Raw genomic sequence first — 23,596 nt, 5'->3', positions numbered from 1 at the left:
CGTCCCAGCGCGCCTTCCGGCCGACCCTGCGATGTGACCCCACCCATAGGACCCTCGATGGACCGGAGGAATTGCCGTCCAGTAGAGTCGGCACCGCAGATCTTCCCGTTCTGACCTCAGGAGCCGGTTCGGACGGGAAGATCATCCAACTTGTTCTACCGGCAACTTATCGGCCGATGTCCGGATACCGGTCGCCCCTCTCCCCCGCCCTGATACCTCTTCAGCCCATGAAGAAGATCACCCGCCGTCAGGCGTTGGGCACGACTGCCGGTGCGTTGACCGTCCTCGGCCTCAGCACCGCCGTGAACGGCGTTTCCACCAGTGCCGCCGCAGTCCCCTCCCCGGCCGCGCCCGCGGGCACCGTCGACGAGGTCTACCAGGGACGCCGCATACAGATCACCCCGGGCTCGGGCGGCCATCACGGCGGCCACCACGCGCCCGGCCTGCCCACCGTCCGCATAGACGGCCGCGAACTGCACGTGATGCGCAACGCGGACGGCAGCTGGATCAGCGTGGTCAACCACTACGAGACGTACCCCGACCCCGTCCTGCTCGCCCGCGCCGCGGTCCGCGACCTCCAGGGCGCTGCCCTGGTCCCCTTCGGGGGTGCGGCGTGACCGTCCGCAAAAACCAGGCCGCCCTGACCCCCGAGGAGAAGCGCGCCTTCACCGCGGCCCTCCTGGAGCTCAAGCGCACCGGCACCTACGACCGCTTCGTCACCACCCACAACGGCTTCATCATGGCCGACACCGACGCGGGCGACCGCGTCGGCCACCGCTCCCCGTCCTTCCTGCCCTGGCACCGACGCTTCCTGCTGGAATTCGAGGCGGCGCTGCAGAAAGTGGACGCGAGCGTCTCGCTCCCCTACTGGGACTGGACCGCGGACCGCACCGCCCGCTCCTCCCTCTGGGCCCCCGACTTCCTGGGCGGCACCGGACGCGCCCGCGACGGACAGGTCCTCGACGGCCCGTTCGCGTACGCCGCGGGAAAGTGGAACATAGGCGTCCGGGTGGACGGGCGCGCCTACCTCAGGCGCGCCCTCGGCACCGGCGTCGCCCAGCTGCCGACCAAGGCCGAAGTGGAATCCGTCCTGGACATGCCGGTCTACGACACGGCGCCCTGGAACAGCTCCGCCAACGGCTTCCGCAACCACCTGGAGGGCTGGCGCGGCGCCAACCTGCACAACCGGGTGCACGTGTGGGTGGGCGGCCAGATGGCCTCCGGGGTCTCCCCCAACGACCCCGTGTTCTGGATGCACCACGCCTTCGTCGACAAGCTGTGGGCCGAGTGGCAGGCCCGGCACCCCCGGTCCACGTACCTGCCGGCCGCCGGCACCCCGAACGTCGTGGACCTCAACGACACCATGCGGCCGTGGAACGACGTGACCCCGGCGGACCTGCTGGACCACCGGAAGTTCTACACCTTCGACACCGAGCCGGCCGCCGCCAGCCAGCGGTAGTGCAGTTCGGGGCGGCCCACCTGACCGTACCGGGGGGTGCGGTCCGCCCGGCCGGTGTCCACCAGGTGCTCCAGGTAGCGGCGGGCCGTGATCCGGGAGATGCCGGCCGCCTCGGCCGCCCCCGCCGCCGTCAGGCCCTCGGGCGCCGCCCGCAGCAGGGCGGCGACCCGGTCCAGGGTCGGCGCGCTCAGCCCCTTGGGCAGTTCGGCCGGGCGGGGGGCGCGCAGCGCGGCCATCGCCCGGTCCACGTCGTCCTGGCCGGCCGCCTCTCCCGCCGTCGCGCGGAACTCGGCGTAGCGCAGGAGCCGTTCGCGCAGGGTCGGGAAGGCGAAGGGCTTCAGGACGTACTGGACCACGCCGAGGGAGACGCTCTCGCGGACCACGGCCAGGTCCCGCGCGGAGGTCACCACGATCACGTCGACGGGGTGACCCGCGGCGCGCAGCCCGCGCGCGAAGCGCAGGCCGTGTCCGTCGGGCAGGCCGAGGTCGAGCAGCAGCAGGTCGACCGGGGTGCGCTCCAGGACCCGGGTGGCCTCGGCGAGCGAGTGGACGGCGCCGACGGCGGTGAAGCCGGGCACCCGGCCGACGTAGAGCGCGTGTGCGGCGGCGGCGACCGGATCGTCCTCGACCACCAGGACCCGTACGTCGGCCCCGCTCATGCCAGGCCCCCCGTGACGGGCGCGTCCGCCGCGGGGGCGTCCTGGGCGCCGGGCGGGGTCGCGAGCGGCAGGCGTACGGTGAACTCCGCCCCGCCGCCCGGGCCCGGCGCGGCGACGGCCGCGCCGCCGTAGCGCTGCGCCACCTGCCGGACCAGGGCGAGGCCCAGCCCGCGGCCCTCCCCCTTGCCGGACCAGCCCCGGCGGAAGACGTCCACCCCTTCGGGGAGTCCGGGCCCGTTGTCCGCGACCCGCAGCAGCAGCTCGTGCCCCTCGGGCCGCAGGGTCACCGCGATCCGCGCGCCCGGTACGGCGGTGACGGCGTCGACCGCGTTGTCGATGAGGTTGCCCAGGACGGTGATCAGGTCGCGGGCCGGGGGCAGCCCGGCGCCCCCGTCGGCGAGGCTGCGGCTGTCGGCCGTGACGACCAGCTCCACGCCGCGCTCGTGCGCCTGGGCGGCCTTGCCCAGCAGCAGCGCCGCCAGCACCGGCTCGCCGACCGCGGTGACCACCTCGTCGGTGAGGGCCTGGGCCAGTTCCAGTTCGGCGGTGGCGAATTCCACCGCCTCGTCCGCGCGGCCGAGTTCGATGAGGGAGACCACGGTGTGCAGCCGGTTGGCCGCCTCGTGGGCCTGGGAGCGCAGGGCCTGGGTGAAACCGCGCTCGTGATCCAGCTCGCCGGTCAGCGCCTGGAGTTCCGTGTGGTCCCGCAAGGTGACCACGGTGCCCCGGCGGCCTCCGCCGGCCACGGGCGAGCTGTTGACGACCAGCACCCGCTCCGCGGTCAGGTGCACCTCGTCCACCCGGGGCCGGTCGGCGAGCAGGGCCCCGGTGAGGGGGGCGGGCAGACCGAGGTCCGGGACCGTGCTGCCGGTGATCTCGCCGGCCGGCAGGCCGAGCAGTTCGCGCCCGGCATCGTTGATCAGGGTGATCCTGCGCTGCCCGTCGAGCATGAGCAGCCCCTCCCGGACCCCGTGCAGGGCCGCCTGGTGGTAGTCGTACATCCGGCTGAGCTCGGCCGCGTTCATGCCATGAGTGTGGCGGCGCAGCCGGGCGTTGACGACGTACGTGCCGACCGCGCCGAGGGCCAGGGCGCCGCCCGCCACCCAGGCGAGGGCGGCGAGCTGCGCGCCGAGCCGGTCGCTGATGGCCCGGACGGTGATCCCCGCGCTGACGAGGCCGACGATCCGGCCCTCGTCCTCCAGCGGGGTGACGACCCGGATGGAGGGTCCGAGGGTTCCGGTGTAGGTCTCGCTGAAGGTCTCGCCGCGCAGGGCGGGGGCGGTGTTCCCCATGAAGGGCTCGCCGATCCGGCGCGGGTCGGGGTGGGTCCAGCGCCGCCCGTCGGGCGCCATGATCGTCACGAAGTCCACCCCGGAGTCCTCGCGCACCTTCTGGGCGTAGGGCTGGAGCAGGGCCGAGGGGTCGCTTCCGCCCGCCGCTCCCCGTACGGCCTCGCGTACGGACGGCGAGTCGGCGACCGCGCGGGCCACGGCCCCGGCCTGGCGCCGGGCGGCGTCCTCGGCCTGGGAGCGGGCGGTGGCGTACGCGAAGACGGCGCAGCCCGCGACGACCACGGCGACCAGCAGCACCTGCATGGCGAAGAGCTGGCCGGCGAGGCTGCGCGGGGGCCGGGGAAAGCGGAACATGGCGCTCAGTGTGCACCGGGTCGTGAACTCAATGAACGCAAGGGTGACCGGGGTCACAGCCCTGGGCGATGGTCTCCCCGAACGCATTCACCACCGGGAGGCATCGTGGCCGCCAGACGCGACAGAACGCACTATCTCTACATCGCGGTGATCGGCGCGGTGCTGCTCGGCATCGCCGTCGGCTTCGCCGCGCCCGGCGTGGCCGTGGAGCTCAAACCGCTGGGCACCGGCTTCGTCAACCTCATCAAGATGATGATCTCGCCCGTGATCTTCTGCACGATCGTGCTGGGCATCGGATCGGTACGCAAGGCCGCGAAGGTGGGCGCCGTGGGCGGCCTCGCCCTCGGCTACTTCATGGTCATGTCCACGGTGGCGCTGGCCATCGGCCTGCTGGTCGGGAACCTGCTGGAGCCCGGCAGCGGGCTGCACCTGACCGAGGCGGTGCGCCACGCAGGCGAGGCACAGGCCAAGGCGGGCGGGGCGGAGAGCACTCCGGAGTTCCTGCTCGGCATCATCCCGACCACCCTGGTCTCCGCCTTCACCGGCGGCGAGGTGCTCCAGACGCTGCTGGTGGCGCTGCTCTGCGGCTTCGCCCTGCAGGCCATGGGCACGGCGGGCGAGCCGCTGCTGCGGGGCATCGGGCACGTACAGAAGCTGGTGTTCCGGATCCTCGCGATGATCATGTGGGCGGCCCCGGTGGGCGCCTTCGGGGCGATCGCGGCGGTGGTCGGCGCCACCGGCATCGACGCGCTGAAGTCCCTCGCCGTCATCATGATCGGCTTCTATACGACCTGCCTGATCTTCGTGTTCGTGGTCCTGGGCACGCTGCTGCGGGTGTGTACGGGGGTCAGTGTCTTCGCTCTGCTGCGCTACCTGGGCCGGGAGTTCCTGCTGATCCTGTCGACCTCCTCCTCGGAGTCGGCGCTGCCGCGCCTGATCGCGAAGATGGAGCACCTCGGCGTATCGCGGCCGGTCACCGGGATCACGGTGCCGACCGGGTACTCCTTCAACCTCGACGGGACCGCGATCTACCTGACGATGTCCTCCCTGTTCATCGCCGAGGCGATGGGCAAGCCGCTCGCCCTGGGCGAGCAGATCTCGCTGCTGCTGTTCATGGTCATCGCCTCGAAGGGCGCCGCCGGGGTGACCGGCGCGGGACTGGCCACCCTCGCCGGCGGGCTGCAGTCGCACCGCCCCGAACTCGTGGACGGGGTCGGCCTGATCGTGGGCATCGACCGGTTCATGAGCGAGGCCCGGGCGCTGACGAACTTCGCGGGCAACGCGGTCGCGACGGTGCTCATCGGGACGTGGACGAAGGAGTTCGACCACGGGCGGGCCGCCGAAGTCCTCGCGGGGCGGCTGCCCTTCGACGAGAGCACGCTGGTCGACGACGCACACGGGTCGGAGCCGAGCGGAGCGGAGCCGAGCGGGGCGAACCAGGCCGGCGCGGACGTGACTCCGGACACCGCGCCCGCCCCGGCACACCACACCACCAAGGACGGCGTGCCGGTCTAGGCGGGCCGCCCGTACGGGCCGGCCGGGCAGGGTTCGCCCCCACGGTACCCAGCCCGGCCGGCCGCCACATTCTCCGTACTTGTCACCCATAGTCGGCATTCGGCCACCGATTAACGAACCCCCGTGTGGCAAAAGGTACTTCCCTACCAGGCCGTGTGCATGACATCTTGCGTCCACCACTTGTTTCGTACGACCCGGCGCGCGCCACGCGCACCACCGGGTCTTCGGAGGACGCATTGATACCCCACATATCCAGCCGACCTCGACGTACCCTCGTGCTGGCCGCCACACTCGGCGCGGCACTGGCCTTCGGGGCCCCCGCCGCACTCGCCGGCACCGCCCCGGTCTCGCCTTCCGGCTCCCCCGCCTCCGCCCCCGCGGCGGCGGCGCCCCGGGCCGCGGCCCCGACTTCCCAGAGTGCGACCTGGGTTGCCGGCACCCGCGCCTACCTCGTGATCACCACTCCCGGTGACACCACGGCGGTCCGTAACGCCATCACCGCCAACGGCGGCACGGTCTTCCAGTCCTACGACGCGATCGGCGTGATCGTCGCCCACTCCGCGTCCGGCTCCTTCGCCACCACCATGCGCGGTGTGAGCGGGGTCCAGCAGGTCGGCGCCACCCGCACCTCGGACGTGCCGGCGGACGCCTACAACCCGGCGCTGCCCGCCAACCCGGCGCAGGCCACGACGCCCACGGGCGAGCCGGTCCGCGCCGACATGACGCAGATCAAGGCCGACCAGGCCTGGGCCGTCACCACCGGCTCCAGCACCGTCAAGGTCGGCATCCTGGACACCGGTGTGGACGACCAGCACCAGGACCTGGCCCCGAACTTCAACGCGGCGGACTCCGCGTCCTGCGCGTACGGCAAGCCGGACACCCGCACGGGCGCCTGGCGCGACGTCGGCACCCACGGCACGCACGTGGCCGGTACGGTCGCGGCCGCCAAGAACGGCAAGGGCGTCATCGGCGTGGCCCCCAGCGTGAAGATCTCCTCCGTGCGCATCGCCGAGCCCACCTCCTCGCTGTTCTTCGCCGAGAACACCGTCTGCGGTTTCATGTGGGCCGGTGACCACGGCTTCAAGGTCACCAACAACAGCTACTACACGGACCCGTGGCAGTTCAACTGCCCGGACAACGCCGACCAGGCCGCCATCATCGAGGGCGTCAAGCGCGCCCAGGAGTACGCGGAGAGCAAGGGCTCGCTTCAGGTCGCGGCGGCCGGCAACTCCAACATCGACCTGGCCAACAAGACGACCGACACCGAGAGCCCGAACGACTCGACGCCGGTCACCCGCACCATCACCAACGCCTGCCTCGACATCCCGACCGAACTCCCGGGCGTGGTGACGGTTTCGGCGATGGGCACCACCGCGAAGGCCTCGTACTCCAACTACGGCCTGAACGTCATCGACGTGACGGCCCCGGGCGGCGACTCCACCGGCATCTACAGCACCCTGCCGGGCGGCAAGTACGGCAGCATGAGCGGCACCTCCATGGCCTCTCCGCACGTCACCGGTGTGGCGGCGCTGCTCGCCAGCACCAACCCGGGCATCACCCCGGCACAGCTGCGCGACAAGCTGGCCGTCCAGGCCAACGACATCGCCTGCCCGTCGGACACCCGCTGCAAGGGCACCACGGCGAAGAACGGCTTCTTCGGCGAGGGCCAGGTCGACGCGCTCAAGGCGGTGGGCTCCACCCCGCCGCCCGGGGCGTACTTCGAGAACCTCGGGGACTTCGCCATCGGTGACAACACCACCGTGGAGAGCCCGATCACCGTCAGCGGTGTGACCGGCAACGCCCCGGCCACCCTCAAGGTGGGCGTGAACATCGTGCACACCTACATCGGTGACCTCAAGGTCGACCTGATCGCCCCGGACGGCACCGTCTACACCGTCCACAACCGCGCGGGCGGCAGCGCCGACAACATCAACCAGGTCTACACCGTCAACGCCTCGGCCGAGGTCGCGAACGGCACCTGGAAGCTGCGCGTGAACGACAACGCCGGCGGCGACGTCGGCAAGATCGACTCCTGGAACCTGACCTTCTAGTCAGCGGGTCCGCGCGTCGGCACACCGGGCCGGCGGGGAGCACACGCTCCCCGCCGGCCCTTCGCCGTCTCATCTGGTCCGCAGCACGCAGTCCCCGCAGAGCCCGCCGCCGGGCACCTGGTAGTAGAGGCAGCAGCTGCGCCGTACGAAGGCCACGCCGAGCCCCGGCTCGTGCACGAAGGTCCCCGTGCCCGCCAGGGCTCCGCCCTCGGCCAGCAGCGCGCCCGCGAGGGCGACGGCCGCGTCGCCCGGCACCCTGTCGATCAGCACGCGCAGCGCCCCGACGAGCCCGGACGCGGCATTGCCCCGCAAGACCTTCGGCGAGACCCCGAACCGCTCCCGCAGGCCCGCGTCGAGCACGGCCAGGTGCCCCAGCACGGTCGGCCCGAGCCGGTCGGCCGGCAGCCCCTCGGGCTCCTGCCCGGGCAGCCACAGCTCCAGCGACCCCGCTCGCGGCAGCCTCCACCACACCCGGTCGGGCGCCAGGTCGGGCACCCGCCCCGCCAGCGCCGCGCAGCCCAGCCCGAGCGACCACAGCCGCGAGGCGATGCCGAGCTGCGCCGTCGAGGCGGCCACCCTGCCGGGCCCGCTGCCGATCCGCCGCCCCACCTCGGCGACGTACGGCCCGAGCTCCTCCCCGTACAGGGCGGCCAGCGGCCGGAAGCCGGGCCCGGGCGGCTCCTCGCCGTACGGCACGGTGAAGAAGGGCCCCACGGCGGCCAGGCGCCGCAGTACGTCGTCCATGCCGAGGATGATCTCAGGCACCCGGTGTGCGGTCCGGGCAGGGGTCCGGTCGCACGGCGTCCGGTCATGCGGGCCGCCCCGCGTTCACTCACTCCGCCGACGATCGCCCGTTCGATGGCCGGGTCGGTGCCCGGGCCTGCGAGGAGAGCGGCCGGGGCGTCCGCGGGGGCGGCGAGCGGGGCCCCGCCCGCAAGCACCGGATCTTCTGCCTATCGCCGCAGGTCAGACCCGGTGGCACGGCGGCCGGCGGCCGTCGGCGGGGCCGTCCGGGGGACGCATGTCCTGCGGTTGAAGGGACGTCCGTGGATCCGGATTGCGGCCGCTCCGCCGTGGGCACCCAAGTCGTCGGAAAACAGTGCCGCGCCATTGCCGGATTGGGGGTTCATGAGAGCACTTTAAGGAGCTACATTGAGCCACTCGCGTTCACCTGACAGCCGGTTGCCTTTCACTCGTGTTTTGCACGAGGGGCGAGGTCAGGGACGCAGACTGTGCAACCACCCCACCGCCCAGAAGGACCGAAGGCTCCGTGCCCGTACCCGTACACCTCGCGGGCCGCACCGTGCGGCTCGAGCCCCTCGCACCCCACCACACCGAGGCCCTGGCCGTGGCCGGTGCCGAGGATCGTACGACTTACGCCTTCACCCCCGTACCCCATGGGGTGCAGGCGTCCCACGAGTACATCGACCGTGCCCTCGCCGATCAGGCGGCGGGTCGATCGCTCCCGTTCGCGGTGGTCAGAGCCACCGACGGCCGGGTCGTCGGTTCGACCCGGTTCCTGGAACTCGACTACTGGCAGGGGCCGCTCGTGTGGCCCGCCGTGCCCGGCGTCCCGTTCGGCGATCCGGCGACGGCGATCCCCGATGCCGCCGAGATCGGCAATACCTGGCTGTCCCCGGGCGCCCAGGGCACCGGCATCAACACCGAGGCGAAGCTGCTCATGCTCCGCCATGCCTTCGAGACCTGGGGCGTCCGGCGCATCTCGCTGCGCGCGGATGCCCGTAACGGCCGGTCGCGAGCGGCCATGGAACGCCTCGGCTTCACCTGCGAAGGGGTCCGCCGGGCCCATTCGCGGGGGCTGGACGGGGCGGTCCGCAGTACCGCCTTCTACTCGGTCCTCGACGAGGAGTGGCCGGCCGTACGGTCGGTCATCGAGCTGAGGCTGTCGCCGGCCGCACAGCGCAAACGGCGCCGCAAGACGCTCGTCCCGGCGTAACGGTCCTGCGCCGACGGCCCTCGCCCCGTCCCCCGCCCCGGTGTCAGCCGAGGAAGGACGGGGCGAGGGCCGATGTCATGAGCCGGCGGGGGGTCCCGCTCCCATCGGCCGCCACCGCGTACAGGTCGGCGCCGAAGTCGCCGGGCAGGGAGTAGACGACGGTCCGGTCGTCGGTCCACACCACCTGGTCGTCGACGCTGCGCTCCTCGCCGAGCGGGGTCTGCGCTCCCGTGGCCAGGTCCATGGCGTACAACCGCCACGGCGCCTCGGCCGGCAGGCCCGGCACGCGCTTCTTGAACACCAGCCGGGTCCCGTCGGGCGACAGCGAGGGGCACTCGACGTTCTCGTGGAGGGTGGTCACGCTGCGCGCGGCCAGGTCCCCGCGGACCAGGTGGGTCCGGCCGCCGGTGGCCATGGTCGCGTAGAAGGTGCGCTCGTCGGCGGCGAAGGTCACGCCCCAGAAGTTCACGTCGGCGCTGCGGTACGGGTGGCCGTCCTTGAGGACGGTGAAGTCCTCCAGCGAGGCGTCGAGCCTGCCGGTGCGCAGGTCGAGCACCGAGGTGCGCGTCGAGAAGTCCGTGCCCGCGTACGAGTCCCCGCCGACGAAGACGGTCCATGCGGCGAGGTGCCCGCCGGGCGAGACCCGGGCGCGGGTGGGCAGGCCGGCCAGGGTGTGCGCCGCCACCTCCTTCAGCCGGGCGTCGAGGACGACGGCCCGGTAGCCGCCCTGGACGGCGCCCGGGACCGCCGCGCCCTTGTCGGCGCGCAGGCAGATCCCGGTGCCGGCGGCCGCGTGGAAGCGCAGGCAGCTCACCCCCGACGCGGTACGGGTCCCCTCCGGGGCGTTGGCCGGGACGGTGGCGAGCTCGTCGCGGTGCGGGCCCCAGGCCATGTTCCGGAAGACGATCCGCCGCTCGCCCCCGCCCGGGGACAGCACGACCGGGCCCGCGACGATCCCCGGGCCGCCCTCCCGGGCCCGGTCCTTCTCGTCGGCCCGCGAGGAGGCCCGCAGCACGGCGAGCACCCCCACGGCGGCGAGCAGGACCACGGCGGTGACGAGGATCAGGAGCCGGCGCTGGAAGGTCATGGAGTGACTCCGGGCGGGGTGGGGGTCCGGGGGCGGCGCGGGGGCACCCTACCCAGGGGCATGTGCGGGGGCCAGGGATGTGCGGCGCGGGATCGGGTAGGCGCCGGCCGGGACGGCGCCAGGCAATGGCATCCCCCAAAAAATCCCAAGAGAAGGAAAAATACGGAACCCTGACGTGCTTTCGTTCATCCTTCGAACGGAAGGACCACCGCCAGACGACCCCGCCGCCAGATCACCCCGCCCCTCAGGGGCAGCACCAGCCGGAGAGCCACCGCACATGTCGTACGCACCCGACGGGCAGCAGCACCAGCCGTACCGGCCGGAAGGGCAGCGCCCGCAGCCGCCGCACGGCGACCAGTACGGCCAGCCGTACGGACAGCAGCAGTCGTACGGACAGCAGCAGCCTCCGTACGGTCAGCACGGGCAGCAGGAGCAGTACGGGCGCCAGGACCGGTACGGCCACCAGGAGCAGTACGGGCACCAGGACCACCCGGAGCAGTACGAGCCCGCGCCCCGCAGGTCCCGCGGCCGGCGCTGGCTGATCGCGGGCGCCGGCGTCCTCGCGCTCGCGGGCATAGCCGCTCTCGTCATGAACCACTACGAGATACCCCCCTTCACCGACAAGGGCGCCGCGGTGTCCTTCGGGCAGCCGCCCGCGGGTGGCTCCGGGAAGGCCGGCGGCACCGCGACCCAGCAGCCGGCGAGCTCCAAGATGCTCATGCCGACCGGTCCGGCCGCCGAGTTCAAGAACTCGATGACCCTGCCCGACGGCACGCACGTGGCGGTCACCACGCTGGACGGCAAGAAGTCCGGCTTCAAGGGCAAGGTCTGGGTCTGGGCGCCCAAGGAGTACAACGACCCGAAGTTCGCCAAGAGCGGCTTCCCGGTCATGATCGCCCTGCCGGGCGGCGCCGGTTTCCCGAGCAACTACTGGATGGGCACCGACCTCGGTCTCCAGTCCAGCATCAGCAAGTGGTACGCCGAGGGGAAGAGCAAGCCCTTCATCCTGGCCATGCCGGTGCTCAACCCGGCGCCGGACGACAAGGGCGTCTACTGGGACGGCTCCGACATCCCCGGCCAGCCCAAGATGGGCACCTGGCTGACCGAGGACGTCCCGGACCTGATGAAGGCCAACTTCCGCACGGTCAAGTCCCGTGACGGCTGGGCCTTCATGGGCTCCTCCACCGGCGGGTTCGCCGGCCTGAAGGCCGTACTGAAGCACCCGGACAAGTTCAAGGCCGTGATCGCCTCCGGCCCGGACATCGTCCCGGACTCCTCCCTGTGGAAGGGCTACGACAAGGAGAAGGCCGAGAACAACCCGGAGCTGCTGGCGAAGCAGCTCATCGACCGCAAGGGTCCGGACGTGTATCTCGCCTTCCAGGTCGGCGACAGCGAGAACAACAAGAAGACCCTCCCGGACGTGCAGAAGTTCATCGCCACCTTCGGCAACAAGGGGCCCGTCCACACCGAGCTGAGGGTCATCAAGGGCGGCCAGCACAACGCCAAGACCTACGTCCCGAACATGGGCGAGGGTCCGATCCAGTTCATCAGCAAGGTCATGGAAGGGCCGGTCGAGTAGCCCACGCCGCTTCTGCCCGTCCGGCCGACGGCCCGTCGAACCTCTTCGGCGGGCCTTCGCCGTTCCAGGCCGCCCAGCCCGGGTCGCCCGTCACCGCGAACCGCACCCACGCCGCGTGCATCTCGTCGGCCAGCGCCTGCGGGGCGTCCGGCCCGGCCAGCCAGGAGGTCTCCGGCACGCCGAGGGTGTCGAACACGAAGCCCAGCTCCAAGGCGTGGCAGGCGCCGAGCCCCGGTACGCCGGAGGGCCAGGCGAACTCGTACAGGAAGCTCGGCGCCGGGCGCCGGGCCCCCGCGAGCCGGCGCAGCGGATCGCGCAGCAGCCGGTCGGTGAGCAGGTGCCCGGCGAGCTCGGCCGCGCCCGCCCCGGGCAGGGCGGCGCGCAAGGTCCGTACGGCGGCCCGGTCCTTGTCCGCGCGCAGGCGGCCCAGCGTCACGGCGAGCGGCCCCAGCCGGCCGAGCAGGCGCAGCGCGCCGGTGGGGGCGAGCCAGAGCCGGTACTCCTCGCTGGTCCACCCGAGCAGCAGCGGCACGTCGCCGCTGACCCCGGCACCCGCCAGGGCGTCGAGGGGGTCGCCGGGGACCGTGGCCGGGTCGCTGACCAGGCCGAAGGCGGGGCCTCCGAGGAGCGCACCCGATCGGCGCAGCACGGCCCCCTGGGCGGCGAGCAGGTCGCGCATGCCGATGGCCGTGAAGGCCTCGGCGGTGGCCTCCACCTTGAGGAGGGAGGCCATCCGCCGGACCATGGTGCGCACCTTCTCGCGCGGCAGGACCTCGGGGGCTCCGCTCTGCAGGACGGCCCGGGCGAAGAGCCCGGCCGCGCGCGGGGCGGCCAGCAGGGAGCCGATGCTGATGGCTCCGGCCGACTCCCCGAAGACGGTGACGCGGGCGGGGTCTCCGCCGAAGGCCTCGATGTTGTCGCGGACCCAGTGGAGGGCGGCGATCTGGTCGAGCAGGCCGCGGTTGGCGGGCGCGTCGGGGAACAGGCCGTAGCCGAGCACGCCGAGACGGTAGTTGAGGGAGACGAGGACGACCCCGTCGCGGGCGAAGGCGGAGCCGTCGTAGACGGGGACGGCCGAGGAGCCGCGGGTGAGCGCCCCGCCGTGGATCCACACCATGACGGGCAGCCGGGCCCCGGGCGCCGGATCGGGGGTCCACACGTTCACGCTGAGGCAGTCGTCCCCCGGGATCTCCGGGTCGGCCAGCAGGGTCGCGAACGGCGCGGCGTAGGGCACCTTCGGCGCGGTGGGCCCGAACGCGGTCGCCTGCCGTACGCCGTCCCAGGCGGGCGGGGGCGCGGGCGCCGCGAACCGCAGGGCTCCGACGGGCGGGGCGGCGTACGGGATGCCCCGGAAGACGGCGGTCCCGTCGGCCCCGGTCCGGCCCTCGACGACGCCGGCCGCGGTCCGGACCCGTGGCCGGCCGCCGCTGCCGGCGCCGATGTCGTCGACGTCCGCGTTCATCTCTTCCTCCCGCATGCCGTTGCCCGCACGGTCGCACAGCCGTCCCACGGGTGACAAGGCGTGACCGGGCCGGGGCCCGGCGCGGTTGGACCGGGCATGCGAATGCTGCGTATCCACCACACCGGGCCCGCCCTGCTGCTGGCGGCCACCGCGCTCCTCGGCGGCTCGGCCCAGGCCGCCGACGGGCCGAACTTCCAGTACGTCGGCCAGAACGACCAGGTCAAGCAGCTCACCGCCCCGAGGGGCTGCGTCAGCGCGGAGGGCGGCGGCGGCCGGGCGGTCACGAACGGGACCCGGACCACGGCGACCCTCTACCGGGAGCCGGGCTGCTCGGGCCGGGTGGTCGGGGTCCTGCGGCCCGGCGAGGTCACCCCGGTGCGGCCCTACTTCGCCTCCGTGCGTTTTTCCGTCACCAGGTAGGCCCAGCGCCCGTGACCCCTCGGCCGCCCCGGCGTTGTATGCCATGTCAAATGCCGCACTTTCTGCGGCGCCCCATATCTCATGAGGAGATCTTGATGTCGCGTATCGCGAAGGCATTCGCCATCACCGCTGTCACCGGTAGCGCCGTGGTCGCCGGTGCGGGTCTGGCCGTCGCCGATGCCGGAGCGCACGGTGCGGCGGTCGGCTCCCCCGGTGTCCTGTCGGGCAACCTGGTCCAGGTCCCGGTGCACATCCCGGTCAACGTCTGCGGCAACACTGTGAACGTGATCGCCCTCCTGAACCCCGCGTTCGGCAACACCTGCGTCAACGCCTCGGGCGACGGCGCGCACCACACCGAGGGTGAGGGCTACGGCCACTGATCCGCTGATCTGCTGATCGCGTGATCCACGAAGGGCCCCCGCCGGTCGGCGGGGGCCCTTTCCCTGCACTGCGTGGCTTGAGGCTTCGAGGTTTCGAGGCTTCGTGCGGAGTGTCATTCGTAGCGGTAGAGGCCCCGATGGCTGAGCATCTCCCGCGGGGTGATGTTCCACGGGGGCATCGGCTCGTCGAGGGAGATCACCCGGCCGCGCTGGAGGTCACCCCGGGCGAGGGGGGCGGCCGGCAGATAGCCGGATCCCGGGTGCTTGAGCTGCCAGCGGTCCCAGATCAGGTCGACGAAGGCGTGGTGCAGCCAGAACGCCGGGTCGTTGGGCGCCGTGCCGCCCGTCATGTGTCCGCCGATCCACTGGTGGACCTTGTTGTGGTTGCGCCAGCGCTCGCTCTTGGGCGCGGCCCAGCCCTCCAGCTTGTTGCGGAAGCCGCCCGCGGTGGCCGTGGAGTCCCAGGGCGAGACGTCGTAGGTGGGGTCGTCGAGGGCCCCCTGGAGTTCGGCCGCGGTGGGCAGGGTGATCGGGTTCTGCGGACGGCCGAGGTTGCGGGTGAGGAAGGCGGACTCCGTGATGCCCACGGTCACGGTCCAGTTCCCCTTGTCGTAGGCGAACGGCCCCGTCATCACCTTGCGGTCGCCGGCCCGGCCGGTGCCGCCGAGGAAGTCGTCGGCCCACAGGGAGGAGACCGGGCTGTTGTCGGTGGTCCAGTCCCAGTACGGCACGGACACACCCGGGTCGATCTCCTGCAACTGCCTCTCGAACTCCAGCAGGTAGCGCCGGTGCCAGGGGAAGAAGGACGGGGACATGTGCCCGACGCGCAGCTTGCGGTCGCGGTCGGGCACGAAGTACTTGTCGTGGGTGCGCACCAGGGCGTCGTAGGCGCCGCTGCGCTTGAGCTCCAGTACGGCGGCCGTGAACCGCTTCTTCTGGGCGCCGGTGAGGTTCTTCTGGTTCTGCCGGGTGTACAACGCGGGGCTCCTCCCGTTCCCGTGAGTGTGTCAGCCGTGGTGCGGGGCCGCGAACGCCAGCTGCGCCGTGCCCAGCTCGTCGACCGCCGCACGGGCCAGTTCCAGGCGCGTCGGAAAGGACTGGAAGTGGTTGATCCCGCTGAGATAGCTGCCGTCGGCCCGGCGCATGACGTGCAGGGGCCGGCCGTCGATGCGCACTCCGGCGTCGTCGACGGCGATGTGCCGGCCGCGGTACGTCTCCTCCTCGGCCAGCGGGGCCGGCGTGAGGGTCTGCCGCGGACCCCGGGCCCGCAGGACCGGGGCGAGGGCCGCGGCCGTGCCCGCGAGCACGGCCGCGGTGAAGGCCGTACGGAGAAGCGCGCGGCGCGTCAGTGGTGCGGCGGCGGATGCTGCGGACGGCATACGGTCTCCCTCGCTCGGTGGCCGGCGGCTACGGGTCTAACGCCGCGGGGCGTGCGAGGTCACCCCTTGGGGGGCTTGCAGAGGACGGTGGTCGGGTGCAGAGCCTCCGAAGGCGCCTGACACACTCACGGGCGTGAAGATCAACATCATGCGCGGCTCCCTGATAGCGGGAGCCCTGGCACTGCTCGGTTCCGTGCTGTTCGCCCTCCCGGCCAGCGCCGCCGGGTACACCGACTGCACGGAGAACCTCTGTCTCTACAGCGCCGCCAACGGTGGCAGCGAGCCGGACGCGCCGGTCGAGCGGTTCGCCATGGACGACAAGTACGCCGAGTGGTACAAGGAGACCGGCTCCCCGCACGCCGCCTGGGACAACAGGACGAAGTCGGTCGCGAACCGCACCTCCCACTGGGTCTGCTTCTACGAGAACGACCGGCTCGGCGGCGCCGTCGAGGCGGTCGCCCCGCGGGCGACGGCGGACCTGACGGTGCTCGCCGGCAAGGTGAGCTCCCACAAGTTCGCCGCCTCCCAGGGCCTGTGTTTCACGGGCTACGAGCGCTGCCCCGAGAAGATGCTCTGCATCTTCAAGGAACCGGCGGGCCGCGGTCCGATGTTCGCCACCGACACGCCGCGCACCACCTACCTCGAATCCGCCTGGCGCGACCGGATCCGCTCCGTGCGCAACCGGACCGGCCAGACCGCCTGCTTCTACAACGAGGACAACCACCAGGGGAGTTGGACCACCGTCACCGGTGAGGCCAAGTCCTTCGGCGTGCTGTCGGGCGACAGTACGACGGTCTCCGGCGTCTTCGACCAGACCTTCAACTCGCACACGTTCGCCGACAAGCTGGAGGGCTGCGCGCCATGACGAACTCCCTCCTGGGCACGGCCTCCCGGCGCCGGACCGGCACGCTGACCGCCGCCTCCGTCCTCACCGCCGGCCTGATCTTCGCCGTTCCCGGCGCCACGAGCGCTGCGACTCAGAGTGCTCCTCCGGTCCCGGGCTGGGTGTCCGGCGAACAGATCGCTCCGGGGGTCGAACTCCTCCACTACCGCGACGAGACGATCACGGCGCCCCGCACGGCTCCGCGCGAGCTGAGCATCGTGCGCATCGACCCGGCCGTCGCCGGGCTGCGCGTCGAGAGCACCACCGGGAAGAAGGCGGGCACGGCCGAGACGGTCCGGGACCAGCTGATCGGCCAGCCCCGCAAGCCGTACGCCGCGATCAACGGCAGTTACTTCATGCTGGAGGGACGCAGCGCCGACCCCGCGGCCGATTCGGTCCAGAGCTTCGGCCTCGTCGTCCGTGACGGCGAGGTACTGGGCGCGGCGTGCACCCGGGAGTCGGACCGCCCCTCGCTGATCCTCCAGTACGGCGTCCCGCGCATCGCCAACCTGTCGACCACCATGAAGGTGTCGCGCAAGGACGCTCCGGGAACGAAGTCGTACGACCTGGACGATGTGAACCGCAACCCCGGCGGCGCCATGGCCTGCCAGCGCGAGCCCGGCGACGGTCTGCCCGACGGCGATGACGCGGACACCAAGCCGGACAAGGTGGCGTACCAGGACCCGCACGGCAAGAGCGTGGCGGCCTGGCCCGATGCGACGGAATTCGTGCTGTTCACCGACAGCTACGGGATGACGACCCCGACGAAGGACCTCAACCCGCACATCGCCTCGGACGACGAGGCGGGCTTCGAGGTCGAGCTGGACAAGGACGGGAAGATCACCAACGCCTGGGACACCCGGGGCGGCCGGCTCGTGCGTCCGGGCTACCGCAACCTCCAGGTGATCGGAGCCGAGGAGACCGCCTGGCTGAAGTCCATGCGGGACGCCGGCGCCTCCCTGGCCGTCAGCCAGACCGTCACGGACCTCGACCTCGGGAAGGAACTCCCGCTCGACGAGTCCGTGGACATCGTCTCCGGGGGCGACGTCCTCATCAAGGACGGCAAGGACCGCGGCCTGGCGGGCTCCTGCACCGGCCGGCTGGATCCGCCCACGGGCGACCAGCAGATCTGCCGGTCCTCCCGTACGGCCGTGGCCGTCGACAAGCAGGGCCGTACGCTCCTGCTCACCGTCACCGGACCGCTCGCCCCGGAGAAGCCGGCCGACAAAGTCGACGGGGCCTTCTTCCCCGAGGTCACACGGGCGCTGATGGCCTGCGGCGCGATGGACGCCATCAACCTCGACGGCGGCGGTTCGACGACCCTGCTGACCCGGCCGGCCGCCGAGGACACGCTCATCCGCAGGTCGGGCGTCACCGACTCCACCGGCGAACGAGCGGTCTTCGACACGGTCTACGCGGGCGCCGGGGGCAACCCCGTCAGCAAGCCCTGACCAGGACTCCGGCCCCGTCCCCGCGCGTGAGGACGGGGCCGGAACCGGGGCCGGGGCTACGGCGCAGGGAGTTCCGCGAAGTCCGCCACCAGGCCGCGGTGGTGGCCCGCGGTGCCCAGGGCCAGGGAGTCGGCCTTGGCCCGCTTGAGGTAGAGGTGAGCCGGGTGTTCCCAGGTCATGCCGATGCCGCCGTGGAGCTGTACGCACTCCTCGGCCGCCCGGACGGCGACGCCCGAGCAGTAGGCCTGGGCCACCGCGACCGTCAGGGGGGCGTCGGGCGCCCCGGTGGCCAGGGCGTCGGCCGCGGCCCGGGCCGCCGCGCGCGCGGAGGCCACGTCGAGCCAGAGCCGGGCCAGGCGGTGCTTGAGGGCCTGGAAGGAGCCGACGGGCCGGTTGAACTGGTGGCGGCCGCGGACGTACGCGACGGTCTCGGTCAGGCACCACTCGGCGATCCCGAGCTGCTCGGAGGCCAGCAGTCCGGCCCCGGAGAGCAGCGCTCCCGCGACGGCCGCCCGGGCCGTGGCGGGGTCGGCGAGCCGGGTGCCGGCGGCCTCCCGCAGGGTGACGGTGGCGAGCGGGCGGGTCAGGTCCAGGGCGACCTTCACGGTCAGCTCGGCCGAGGCGGCCGGGACGGCGTACAGCCCGGTGTCGGCGAGGACCAGCAGGACGTCGGCGGCCACCGCGTCCGCGACGGAGGTGACCGTGCCGCTCAGGATCCCGCCGCCACCGTCCCGTACGGGCGCCGGGAAGGGGGCGCCGGGGGCGAGGGTCAGCGGCAGGGCCGGTGTGCACACGGTGCGGCCGCGGGCCAGTTCCCCCAGCAGCGGGGCGGCTTCGGCCGTGTCGCAGCCCAGCAGGATCTCCGTCGCGAGGACGGAGCTCGTCAGGTACGGGACGGGCGCCGCGGCCCGGCCCAGCTCCTCCAGGACCACGGCCGCCTCCCGGTGGCTCGCGCCCTGGCCGCCGAGCTTCTCGGGTACGAGGAGTCCGGCGGCGCCGATCTCGACGGCGAGGGTGTGCCACAGCGCGGGGTCGTGCGGCTGGTCCGTCTCGATCCGGTCGAGGACGCTCTTGGGGCCGCAGCGGTCGGCGAGGAGCGCGCGCACGGCGGAGCGCAGCTCCTCCTCGGTTTCGGAGTAGAGCAGGTCGGCCGGCGCCGTGGATGCGGTCATCGGGAGAGGTCCTTCCAGGCGAGGTCCTTGTCGTCGCGCGGCTCGGAAGGCAGGCCGAGGACCCGCTCGGCGACGATGTTGAGGAGGATTTCGCTGGTGCCGCCCTCGATGCTGTTGCCCTTGGCGCGCAGATAGCGGTAGCCGGCGTCGCGGCCGGTGAAGTCGACCAGTTCGGGGCGGCGCATGGTCCACTCCTCGTACAGGAGGCCCTCCTCGCCGAGGAGTTCCACCTCCAGGCCGCTGATCTCCTGGTTGAGCCGGGCGAAGGTGAGCTTCATGCCCGATCCTTCGGGGCCGGGCTGCCCGGCGACGAGCTGCTGGCGCAGCCGTTCACCGGTGAGGCGGGCGACCTCGGCCTCGACCCACAGCTCCAGCAGCCTCTGGTGGAGGGCGTGGGTGCGCAGGGCGGGGCGTTCGCGCCAGGCCGCGGCGACCGGCGCGATCATGCCGCCCTCGCGGGGGATGCGCATGCCGCCGATGGAGACCCGTTCGTTCATCAGGGTGGTGCGGGCGACCGCCCAGCCTTCGCCGACGGCGCCGAGGCGGTGGGTGTCGGGGATGCGGACGCCGGTGAGGAAGACCTCGTTGAACTCGGCCTCTCCGGTGATCTGGCGCAGGGGCCTGACCTCGACGCCGGGGGCGTGCATGTCGCAGAGGAAGTAGGTGATGCCCTGGTGCTTGGGCAGGGCCGGGTCGGTGCGGGCGATGAGGATCGCCCAGCGGGCGTTGTGGGCGCTGGAGGTCCACACCTTCTGGCCGTCGACCACCCAGGTGCCGGTGGCCTCGTCGAGGACGGCGCGGGTGGCGAGCGCGGCGAGGTCGGAGCCGGCGCCGGGCTCGCTGAAGAGCTGGCACCACACCTCCTCGCCGGTCCACAGGGGGCGCAGGAAGCGCCGCTTCTGCTCCTCGGTGCCGTAGGCCAGGATCGTGGGGGCGGCCATGCCGAGACCGATGCCGATCCGGCGGGGGTCGTTGTCGGGGGCTCCGGCGGCTTCCAGTTCGGCGTCGACGACGGCCTGCAGGGAGCGCGGCGCGCCGAGTCCGCCGAGTCCTTCGGGGTAGTGGACCCAGGCGAGTCCGGCGTCGAAGCGGGCGCGCAGGAAGTCGCCGCGGGGGGTGTGCGCGGGCGGGTGGGCGGCGAGCAGTTCCCGCACGCGGGCGCGCAGCGTCTCGGGGGTGGCGGTGGGGCCGGTCGTGGGGGTCATCGGCGTTCTCCGTCCATGGCCGGTACGACGACCAGCCGGCCGGTGGTGGTCCCGTCGGCGACGCGCTGGACGGCGTCGGCCGCTCCGGCGAGCGGAACGCGTTCGCTGACGAGGGGTGTGATGACGCCCTCGGCGGCGAGCCGGGTCAGTTCGGCGTGGCAGCCGAGGACGGCCGCCGGATCCTTGGCCGCGTACAGCCCCCAGTGCAGTCCGAGGACGGCGTAGTTCTTCACGAGCGCGTGGTTGAGGGCGGGGGCCGGGATGGTGCCGCTGGCGAAGCCGACGACGACGATCCGGCCCTCGAAGGCCACGCACTTGGCGGAGGCGGTGTAGGCGTCTCCGCCGACCGGGTCGTAGACGACGTCGGCGCCGCGGCCGCCGGTGAACTCCTTGACGCGGGCGACGAGGTCCTCCGCCGTGCGGTCGATCACCAGGTCGCAGCCGAGTTCCTCGGCGGTGCGGGCCTTGGCCTTGCCCCCGACGACGCCGATGACGGTCGCGCCGGCGGCCTTGCCGAGCTGGACGGCGGCGCTGCCGACCCCGCCGGCGGCGGCGTGCACGAGCAGGGTCTCGCCGCTCTGGAGCCGGGCGCGGCGGTGCAGGCCGAACCAGCCGGTCTGGTAGCCGATGTGGAGGGCTGCCGCCTGGGCGTCGTCGAGGGCGTCGGGGGCGGGGAGCAGGGCGTGCGCGGGAGCGGTGACGTACTCGGCGAAACCGCCGTGCGGCAGGCTGGGGTTGGCGATGACGCGGCGGCCGTCCTCGGTTTCGCCGCAGATCTCCACGCCCGGGGTGAAGGGCAGCGGCGGCCGGATCTGGTACTGCCCGCGGGCGAGCAGCGCGTCGGGGAAGTTGACGTTGGCGGCGAGTACCTTCAGTCTCACCTCGCCTTCACCGGGGACGGGTTCGGGAACCTCTTCGAGGCGCATGGCCTCGCGGGGCTCGCCGGGGGTATGTACTCGCCATGCCTGCATCCGGGGCCTCCAGCCGCCGTCGAGGAATCACGCTCCGCGGGCATACTAAGCGGTCGCTTGCCCATCTGGGAACCAGGAGGCGCGCCCGGAGAACCAAGTGATCTTTCCGGACCGGCGGAGATAGCATCAACGAGCAGATGCCGTACGGCACATGACCTGTTCGACCAGGGGGAACCGACCGATGACCACCAGCCGCATCAGACGCACCACGTCCGCCGCCGCAGCCGCCCTCGTCCTCGCGGGGCTGATCACGGCTGCCGGACCGGCCGCCGCCGCGACGGGCACCACCCCGTGCGCCCCGTCCGTGGACCTGCTGCCCGCACTGCCCGGGACGAGCGGGGGCTCGGTGGCGGGCTTCGGCGCGGGCGGACTCGCGGTGGGCGCGAGCGGCAGCCTGCCCGCCTACTGGACCGGGCCCGAGCACACGGTCCACGCCGTCCCGCTGCCCGCCGGCTTCGACGAGGGCCGCGTCAAGGCCGTCAGCGCCACCGGCCTGATGGTGGGCAGCGCCACGCGCACCGCGGACCGCGCGGCAGTCGCCTTCACCCACCAGATGGGTTCCGCGACCTCCGAGGCGCTCACGGCGCCCGCCGCCGGGTACCACGAGGTGGACGTGGACGTGAACGCGTCGGGCCGGGTCGTCGCCGTGGACAACGGCGTCGCCAAGGAGTGGGTGAACGGCGAGGCCGTGCGCGAACTGCCCGTTCCCGCCGACGCGATCCCCGGCACCAGGATCGTCTCGCTGACCGGCGTCAACAAGCGCGGGGACATCGTCGGAACGGCCACCGGCTCCTACTTCGACGCCGAGAACGACATCGAGGTCACCAAGACCTTCCCGGTCGTCTGGCCCGCGGGCGGCGGCTACCCGCCGTACAGCCTCCAGGTGTGGAACGGCTACCACTCCTCCTTCAGCACCATCGGCAGGGACATCGACGACCGCGGCCGGGTGGTCGGCCTGGAGCACTACCACTACCGCAACGACCCGACGCGGACCCCGGCCGTCTGGCAGAAGCCGTACGACGCCCTGCCCACCGATCCGGGCCGGCTGGGCGCCCACCGCGACCTGGAGCTGTCGGGCAGCAGCGCGACCACGAACGTGGCCGTCGGAACCGCCACCACCTTCGAGGAGAGCTGGCCCAGCTACTTCCAGGCCGTCTACTGGCCCGGCAAGGGGGCGCCGCTGGCGCTGCCGCACCCCGCGGGCTCGACGCGCGACACCCTCAGCCGCGCCTTCGCCGCCACGGACGACGACCGCGTCGGCGGCGCCCTCGTCGACCGGAACACGCAGGCGAGCACCCCCGTGGTCTGGAACTGCGCGAGCAAGCAGGCGTACGCGCCCCAGAAGTGATTCCCGCCTCGGCATGGTGATCTGAGCGCCCGCACGCTATCGATGGGCGCATGGAGAACCCCCTGCGCGGCCTGCCCGCGCCGCCGCCCCTCGGCGCCGCCGCCCTGCCTCCCGGCACCTACGCCGGGCAGGTGGTCCTCGTGACCGGCGGCGGCACCGGGCTGGGCAAGGCCATCGCCACCGAGTTCGCGCGACTCGGCGCCGACGTGGTGATCGCGAGCCGGCGGGCCGAGCGGCTGAAGGCGGCACGCCGGGAGCTGGCGGCCGTGCCCGGAGCGGGCCGGGTCACGTCCATCGTCTGCGACATCCGGGACCCCGAGGGGGTCGCGGAACTCTTCGACGCCGCCGAGGCCGCGCTCGGGCTGCCGGACGTGCTGGTCAACAACGCGGCCGCCAACTTCCCCTGCCCGGCCGAGGACCTGTCGCCGAACGCCTGGCGGGCGGTCGTGGACATCACCCTGACGGGCACCTGGTTCATGACCCGCGAGTTCGGCCGCCGCCACCTCGCCGCGGACACCCCCGGGTCCATCGTGAACATCGGCGCCTCGTACGCCTGGACGGGCGGGCCGGGCTTCGCCCACAGCGCCGCCGCCAAGGCGGGCGTGAAGAACCTGGTGGAGACGCTCGCCGTCGAGTGGGGCCCGTACGGCATCCAGATCAACGGGCTCGTCCCCGGTCTGTTCCCGCACGCCGACATGACCGAGGACATCCGGGGCGGCCTGGAGCGCGCCGCACCCGGCGCCGAGCACGCCCGGCAGCCCGCCCTGCGGGTGGGCGCGCCGCGGGAACTGGGCTGGGCCGCCACCTTCCTGGCCTCGCCCTACGCCCGGTTCGTCACCGGGCACACGCTGGTGGTCGACGGGGCGAACTGGCAGCGCCGGTCCGTGGTCGCCCCGCCGACCGTCACGGTCCGGGAGCAGCTGGGGCGCGGCCGGTTCGGCGCGTGACCGTGATCTTCCGGTGCCGTGACCC

At 72.7% G+C, this 23,596-nt stretch carries 22 protein-coding genes; 12 read left to right on the top strand and 10 right to left on the bottom strand.

All coding sequences use genetic code 11. The features are described 5' to 3' along the window. Positions 1-227 precede the first annotated feature (227 nt). Both ACF059_RS14635 and ACF059_RS14630 read left to right on the top strand, forming a co-directional pair. Positions 228-617, top strand: coding sequence for a tyrosinase cofactor (locus ACF059_RS14635; protein ID WP_392056253.1), 390 nt, complete (start codon positions 228-230; stop codon positions 615-617). Continuing rightward, complete coding sequence (locus ACF059_RS14630; protein ID WP_392056250.1) at positions 614-1,459, top strand: tyrosinase family protein; 846 nt, start codon at positions 614-616, stop codon at positions 1,457-1,459. The genes ACF059_RS14635 and ACF059_RS14630 overlap by 4 nt, the downstream gene beginning before the upstream one ends. On the opposite strand, the gene ACF059_RS14625 is transcribed toward ACF059_RS14630, so the two are convergent. Beyond that, entirely contained in the window at positions 1,417-2,118 is a 702-nt protein-coding gene (locus ACF059_RS14625) for a response regulator (RefSeq protein ID WP_392056247.1), read from the bottom strand. The two genes, ACF059_RS14630 and ACF059_RS14625, sit on opposite strands and share 43 nt — an antisense overlap. Then, positions 2,115-3,764 carry an ATP-binding protein gene (locus ACF059_RS14620; RefSeq protein WP_392056244.1) on the bottom strand — a complete coding sequence of 550 codons (1,650 nt, stop codon included), beginning with the start codon at positions 3,762-3,764 and terminating at the stop codon, positions 2,115-2,117. The genes ACF059_RS14625 and ACF059_RS14620 overlap by 4 nt, the downstream gene beginning before the upstream one ends. Positions 3,765-3,869: 105 nt before the next feature. Here ACF059_RS14620 and ACF059_RS14615 point away from each other — a divergent pair, with 105 nt between their 5' ends. Together ACF059_RS14615 and ACF059_RS14610 are read left to right on the top strand one after the other, a co-directional pair. Then, positions 3,870-5,279 carry a cation:dicarboxylate symporter family transporter gene (locus ACF059_RS14615; protein WP_392056241.1) on the top strand — a complete coding sequence of 470 codons (1,410 nt, stop codon included), beginning with the start codon at positions 3,870-3,872 and terminating at the stop codon, positions 5,277-5,279. A gap of 275 nt (positions 5,280-5,554) precedes the next feature. After that, on the top strand, positions 5,555-7,330 hold the full coding sequence (locus tag ACF059_RS14610) for a S8 family serine peptidase (protein WP_392056238.1): 1,776 nt from the start codon (positions 5,555-5,557) through the stop codon (positions 7,328-7,330). A gap of 69 nt (positions 7,331-7,399) precedes the next feature. On the opposite strand, the gene ACF059_RS14605 is transcribed toward ACF059_RS14610, so the two are convergent. Next, the gene (locus tag ACF059_RS14605) at positions 7,400-8,074 is read right to left on the bottom strand and encodes a (2Fe-2S)-binding protein (protein WP_366864754.1); all 675 of its coding nucleotides are present in this window, start codon (positions 8,072-8,074) and stop codon (positions 7,400-7,402) included. Between the two features lie 526 nt (positions 8,075-8,600). On the opposite strand from ACF059_RS14605, the gene ACF059_RS14600 reads away from it, so the two are divergent. After that, complete coding sequence (locus tag ACF059_RS14600) at positions 8,601-9,287, top strand: GNAT family protein (RefSeq protein ID WP_366864753.1); 687 nt, start codon at positions 8,601-8,603, stop codon at positions 9,285-9,287. Positions 9,288-9,330: 43 nt separating this feature from the next. On the opposite strand, the gene ACF059_RS14595 is transcribed toward ACF059_RS14600, so the two are convergent. Next, positions 9,331-10,374 (bottom strand): TolB family protein, encoded by a 1,044-nt coding sequence (locus ACF059_RS14595; RefSeq protein WP_392056235.1) that lies wholly within the window; start codon positions 10,372-10,374, stop codon positions 9,331-9,333. Between the two features lie 277 nt (positions 10,375-10,651). On the opposite strand from ACF059_RS14595, the gene ACF059_RS14590 reads away from it, so the two are divergent. Next, positions 10,652-11,953, top strand: a complete 1,302-nt coding sequence (locus ACF059_RS14590; RefSeq protein WP_392056232.1) for an alpha/beta hydrolase-fold protein — start codon at positions 10,652-10,654, stop codon at positions 11,951-11,953. On the opposite strand, the gene ACF059_RS14585 is transcribed toward ACF059_RS14590, so the two are convergent. Beyond that, complete coding sequence (locus tag ACF059_RS14585; protein ID WP_392056229.1) at positions 11,931-13,415, bottom strand: carboxylesterase/lipase family protein; 1,485 nt, start codon at positions 13,413-13,415, stop codon at positions 11,931-11,933. The genes ACF059_RS14590 and ACF059_RS14585 overlap by 23 nt on opposite strands. A 96-nt stretch (positions 13,416-13,511) precedes the next feature. Between ACF059_RS14585 and ACF059_RS14580 the strand changes: the two genes are divergently transcribed. Further along, positions 13,512-13,835 (top strand): hypothetical protein, encoded by a 324-nt coding sequence (locus ACF059_RS14580; RefSeq protein ID WP_392056226.1) that lies wholly within the window; start codon positions 13,512-13,514, stop codon positions 13,833-13,835. A gap of 95 nt (positions 13,836-13,930) precedes the next feature. Further along, on the top strand, positions 13,931-14,215 hold the full coding sequence (locus ACF059_RS14575) for a chaplin (protein ID WP_392056223.1): 285 nt from the start codon (positions 13,931-13,933) through the stop codon (positions 14,213-14,215). 113 nt (positions 14,216-14,328) lie between these two features. On the opposite strand, the gene ACF059_RS14570 is transcribed toward ACF059_RS14575, so the two are convergent. Beyond that, complete coding sequence (locus tag ACF059_RS14570; protein WP_392056220.1) at positions 14,329-15,192, bottom strand: tyrosinase family protein; 864 nt, start codon at positions 15,190-15,192, stop codon at positions 14,329-14,331. 30 nt (positions 15,193-15,222) lie between these two features. After that, positions 15,223-15,594 carry a tyrosinase family oxidase copper chaperone gene (locus ACF059_RS14565; protein WP_366864746.1) on the bottom strand — a complete coding sequence of 124 codons (372 nt, stop codon included), beginning with the start codon at positions 15,592-15,594 and terminating at the stop codon, positions 15,223-15,225. Between the two features lie 133 nt (positions 15,595-15,727). Here ACF059_RS14565 and ACF059_RS14560 point away from each other — a divergent pair, with 133 nt between their 5' ends. Further along, on the top strand, positions 15,728-16,459 hold the full coding sequence (locus ACF059_RS14560) for a peptidase inhibitor family I36 protein (RefSeq protein ID WP_392056217.1): 732 nt from the start codon (positions 15,728-15,730) through the stop codon (positions 16,457-16,459). Next, positions 16,456-17,928 (top strand): phosphodiester glycosidase family protein, encoded by a 1,473-nt coding sequence (locus ACF059_RS14555; protein WP_392056214.1) that lies wholly within the window; start codon positions 16,456-16,458, stop codon positions 17,926-17,928. Before ACF059_RS14560 ends, ACF059_RS14555 begins: the two co-directional genes overlap by 4 nt. A gap of 56 nt (positions 17,929-17,984) precedes the next feature. On the opposite strand, the gene ACF059_RS14550 is transcribed toward ACF059_RS14555, so the two are convergent. The 3 genes from ACF059_RS14550 to ACF059_RS14540 are packed head-to-tail and all read right to left on the bottom strand — an operon-like array spanning position 17,985 to position 21,276. Next, a complete protein-coding gene (locus ACF059_RS14550) occupies positions 17,985-19,100 on the bottom strand; it encodes an acyl-CoA dehydrogenase family protein (RefSeq protein ID WP_392056211.1) in 1,116 nt (371 codons plus the stop codon). Further along, positions 19,097-20,305: an acyl-CoA dehydrogenase family protein gene (locus ACF059_RS14545; RefSeq protein WP_392056208.1), complete on the bottom strand. Its 1,209-nt coding sequence runs from the start codon at positions 20,303-20,305 to the stop codon at positions 19,097-19,099. Before ACF059_RS14545 ends, ACF059_RS14550 begins: the two co-directional genes overlap by 4 nt. Beyond that, a complete protein-coding gene (locus ACF059_RS14540) occupies positions 20,302-21,276 on the bottom strand; it encodes an NADPH:quinone oxidoreductase family protein (RefSeq protein ID WP_392056204.1) in 975 nt (324 codons plus the stop codon). The genes ACF059_RS14545 and ACF059_RS14540 overlap by 4 nt, the downstream gene beginning before the upstream one ends. 181 nt (positions 21,277-21,457) lie before the next feature. On the opposite strand from ACF059_RS14540, the gene ACF059_RS14535 reads away from it, so the two are divergent. After that, on the top strand, positions 21,458-22,624 hold the full coding sequence (locus ACF059_RS14535; protein WP_392056201.1) for a hypothetical protein: 1,167 nt from the start codon (positions 21,458-21,460) through the stop codon (positions 22,622-22,624). 50 nt (positions 22,625-22,674) lie between these two features. After that, positions 22,675-23,571 carry an SDR family oxidoreductase gene (locus ACF059_RS14530; protein WP_392056197.1) on the top strand — a complete coding sequence of 299 codons (897 nt, stop codon included), beginning with the start codon at positions 22,675-22,677 and terminating at the stop codon, positions 23,569-23,571. Positions 23,572-23,596 lie beyond the last annotated feature (25 nt).

The sequence above is a fragment of the Streptomyces sp. NPDC016562 genome (assembly GCF_043076955.1).
Lineage (GTDB): Bacteria > Actinomycetota > Actinomycetes > Streptomycetales > Streptomycetaceae > Streptomyces.
Note: the sequence above shows the minus strand (reverse complement) of the source record. Positions and strands in the feature narration are given on the sequence as shown.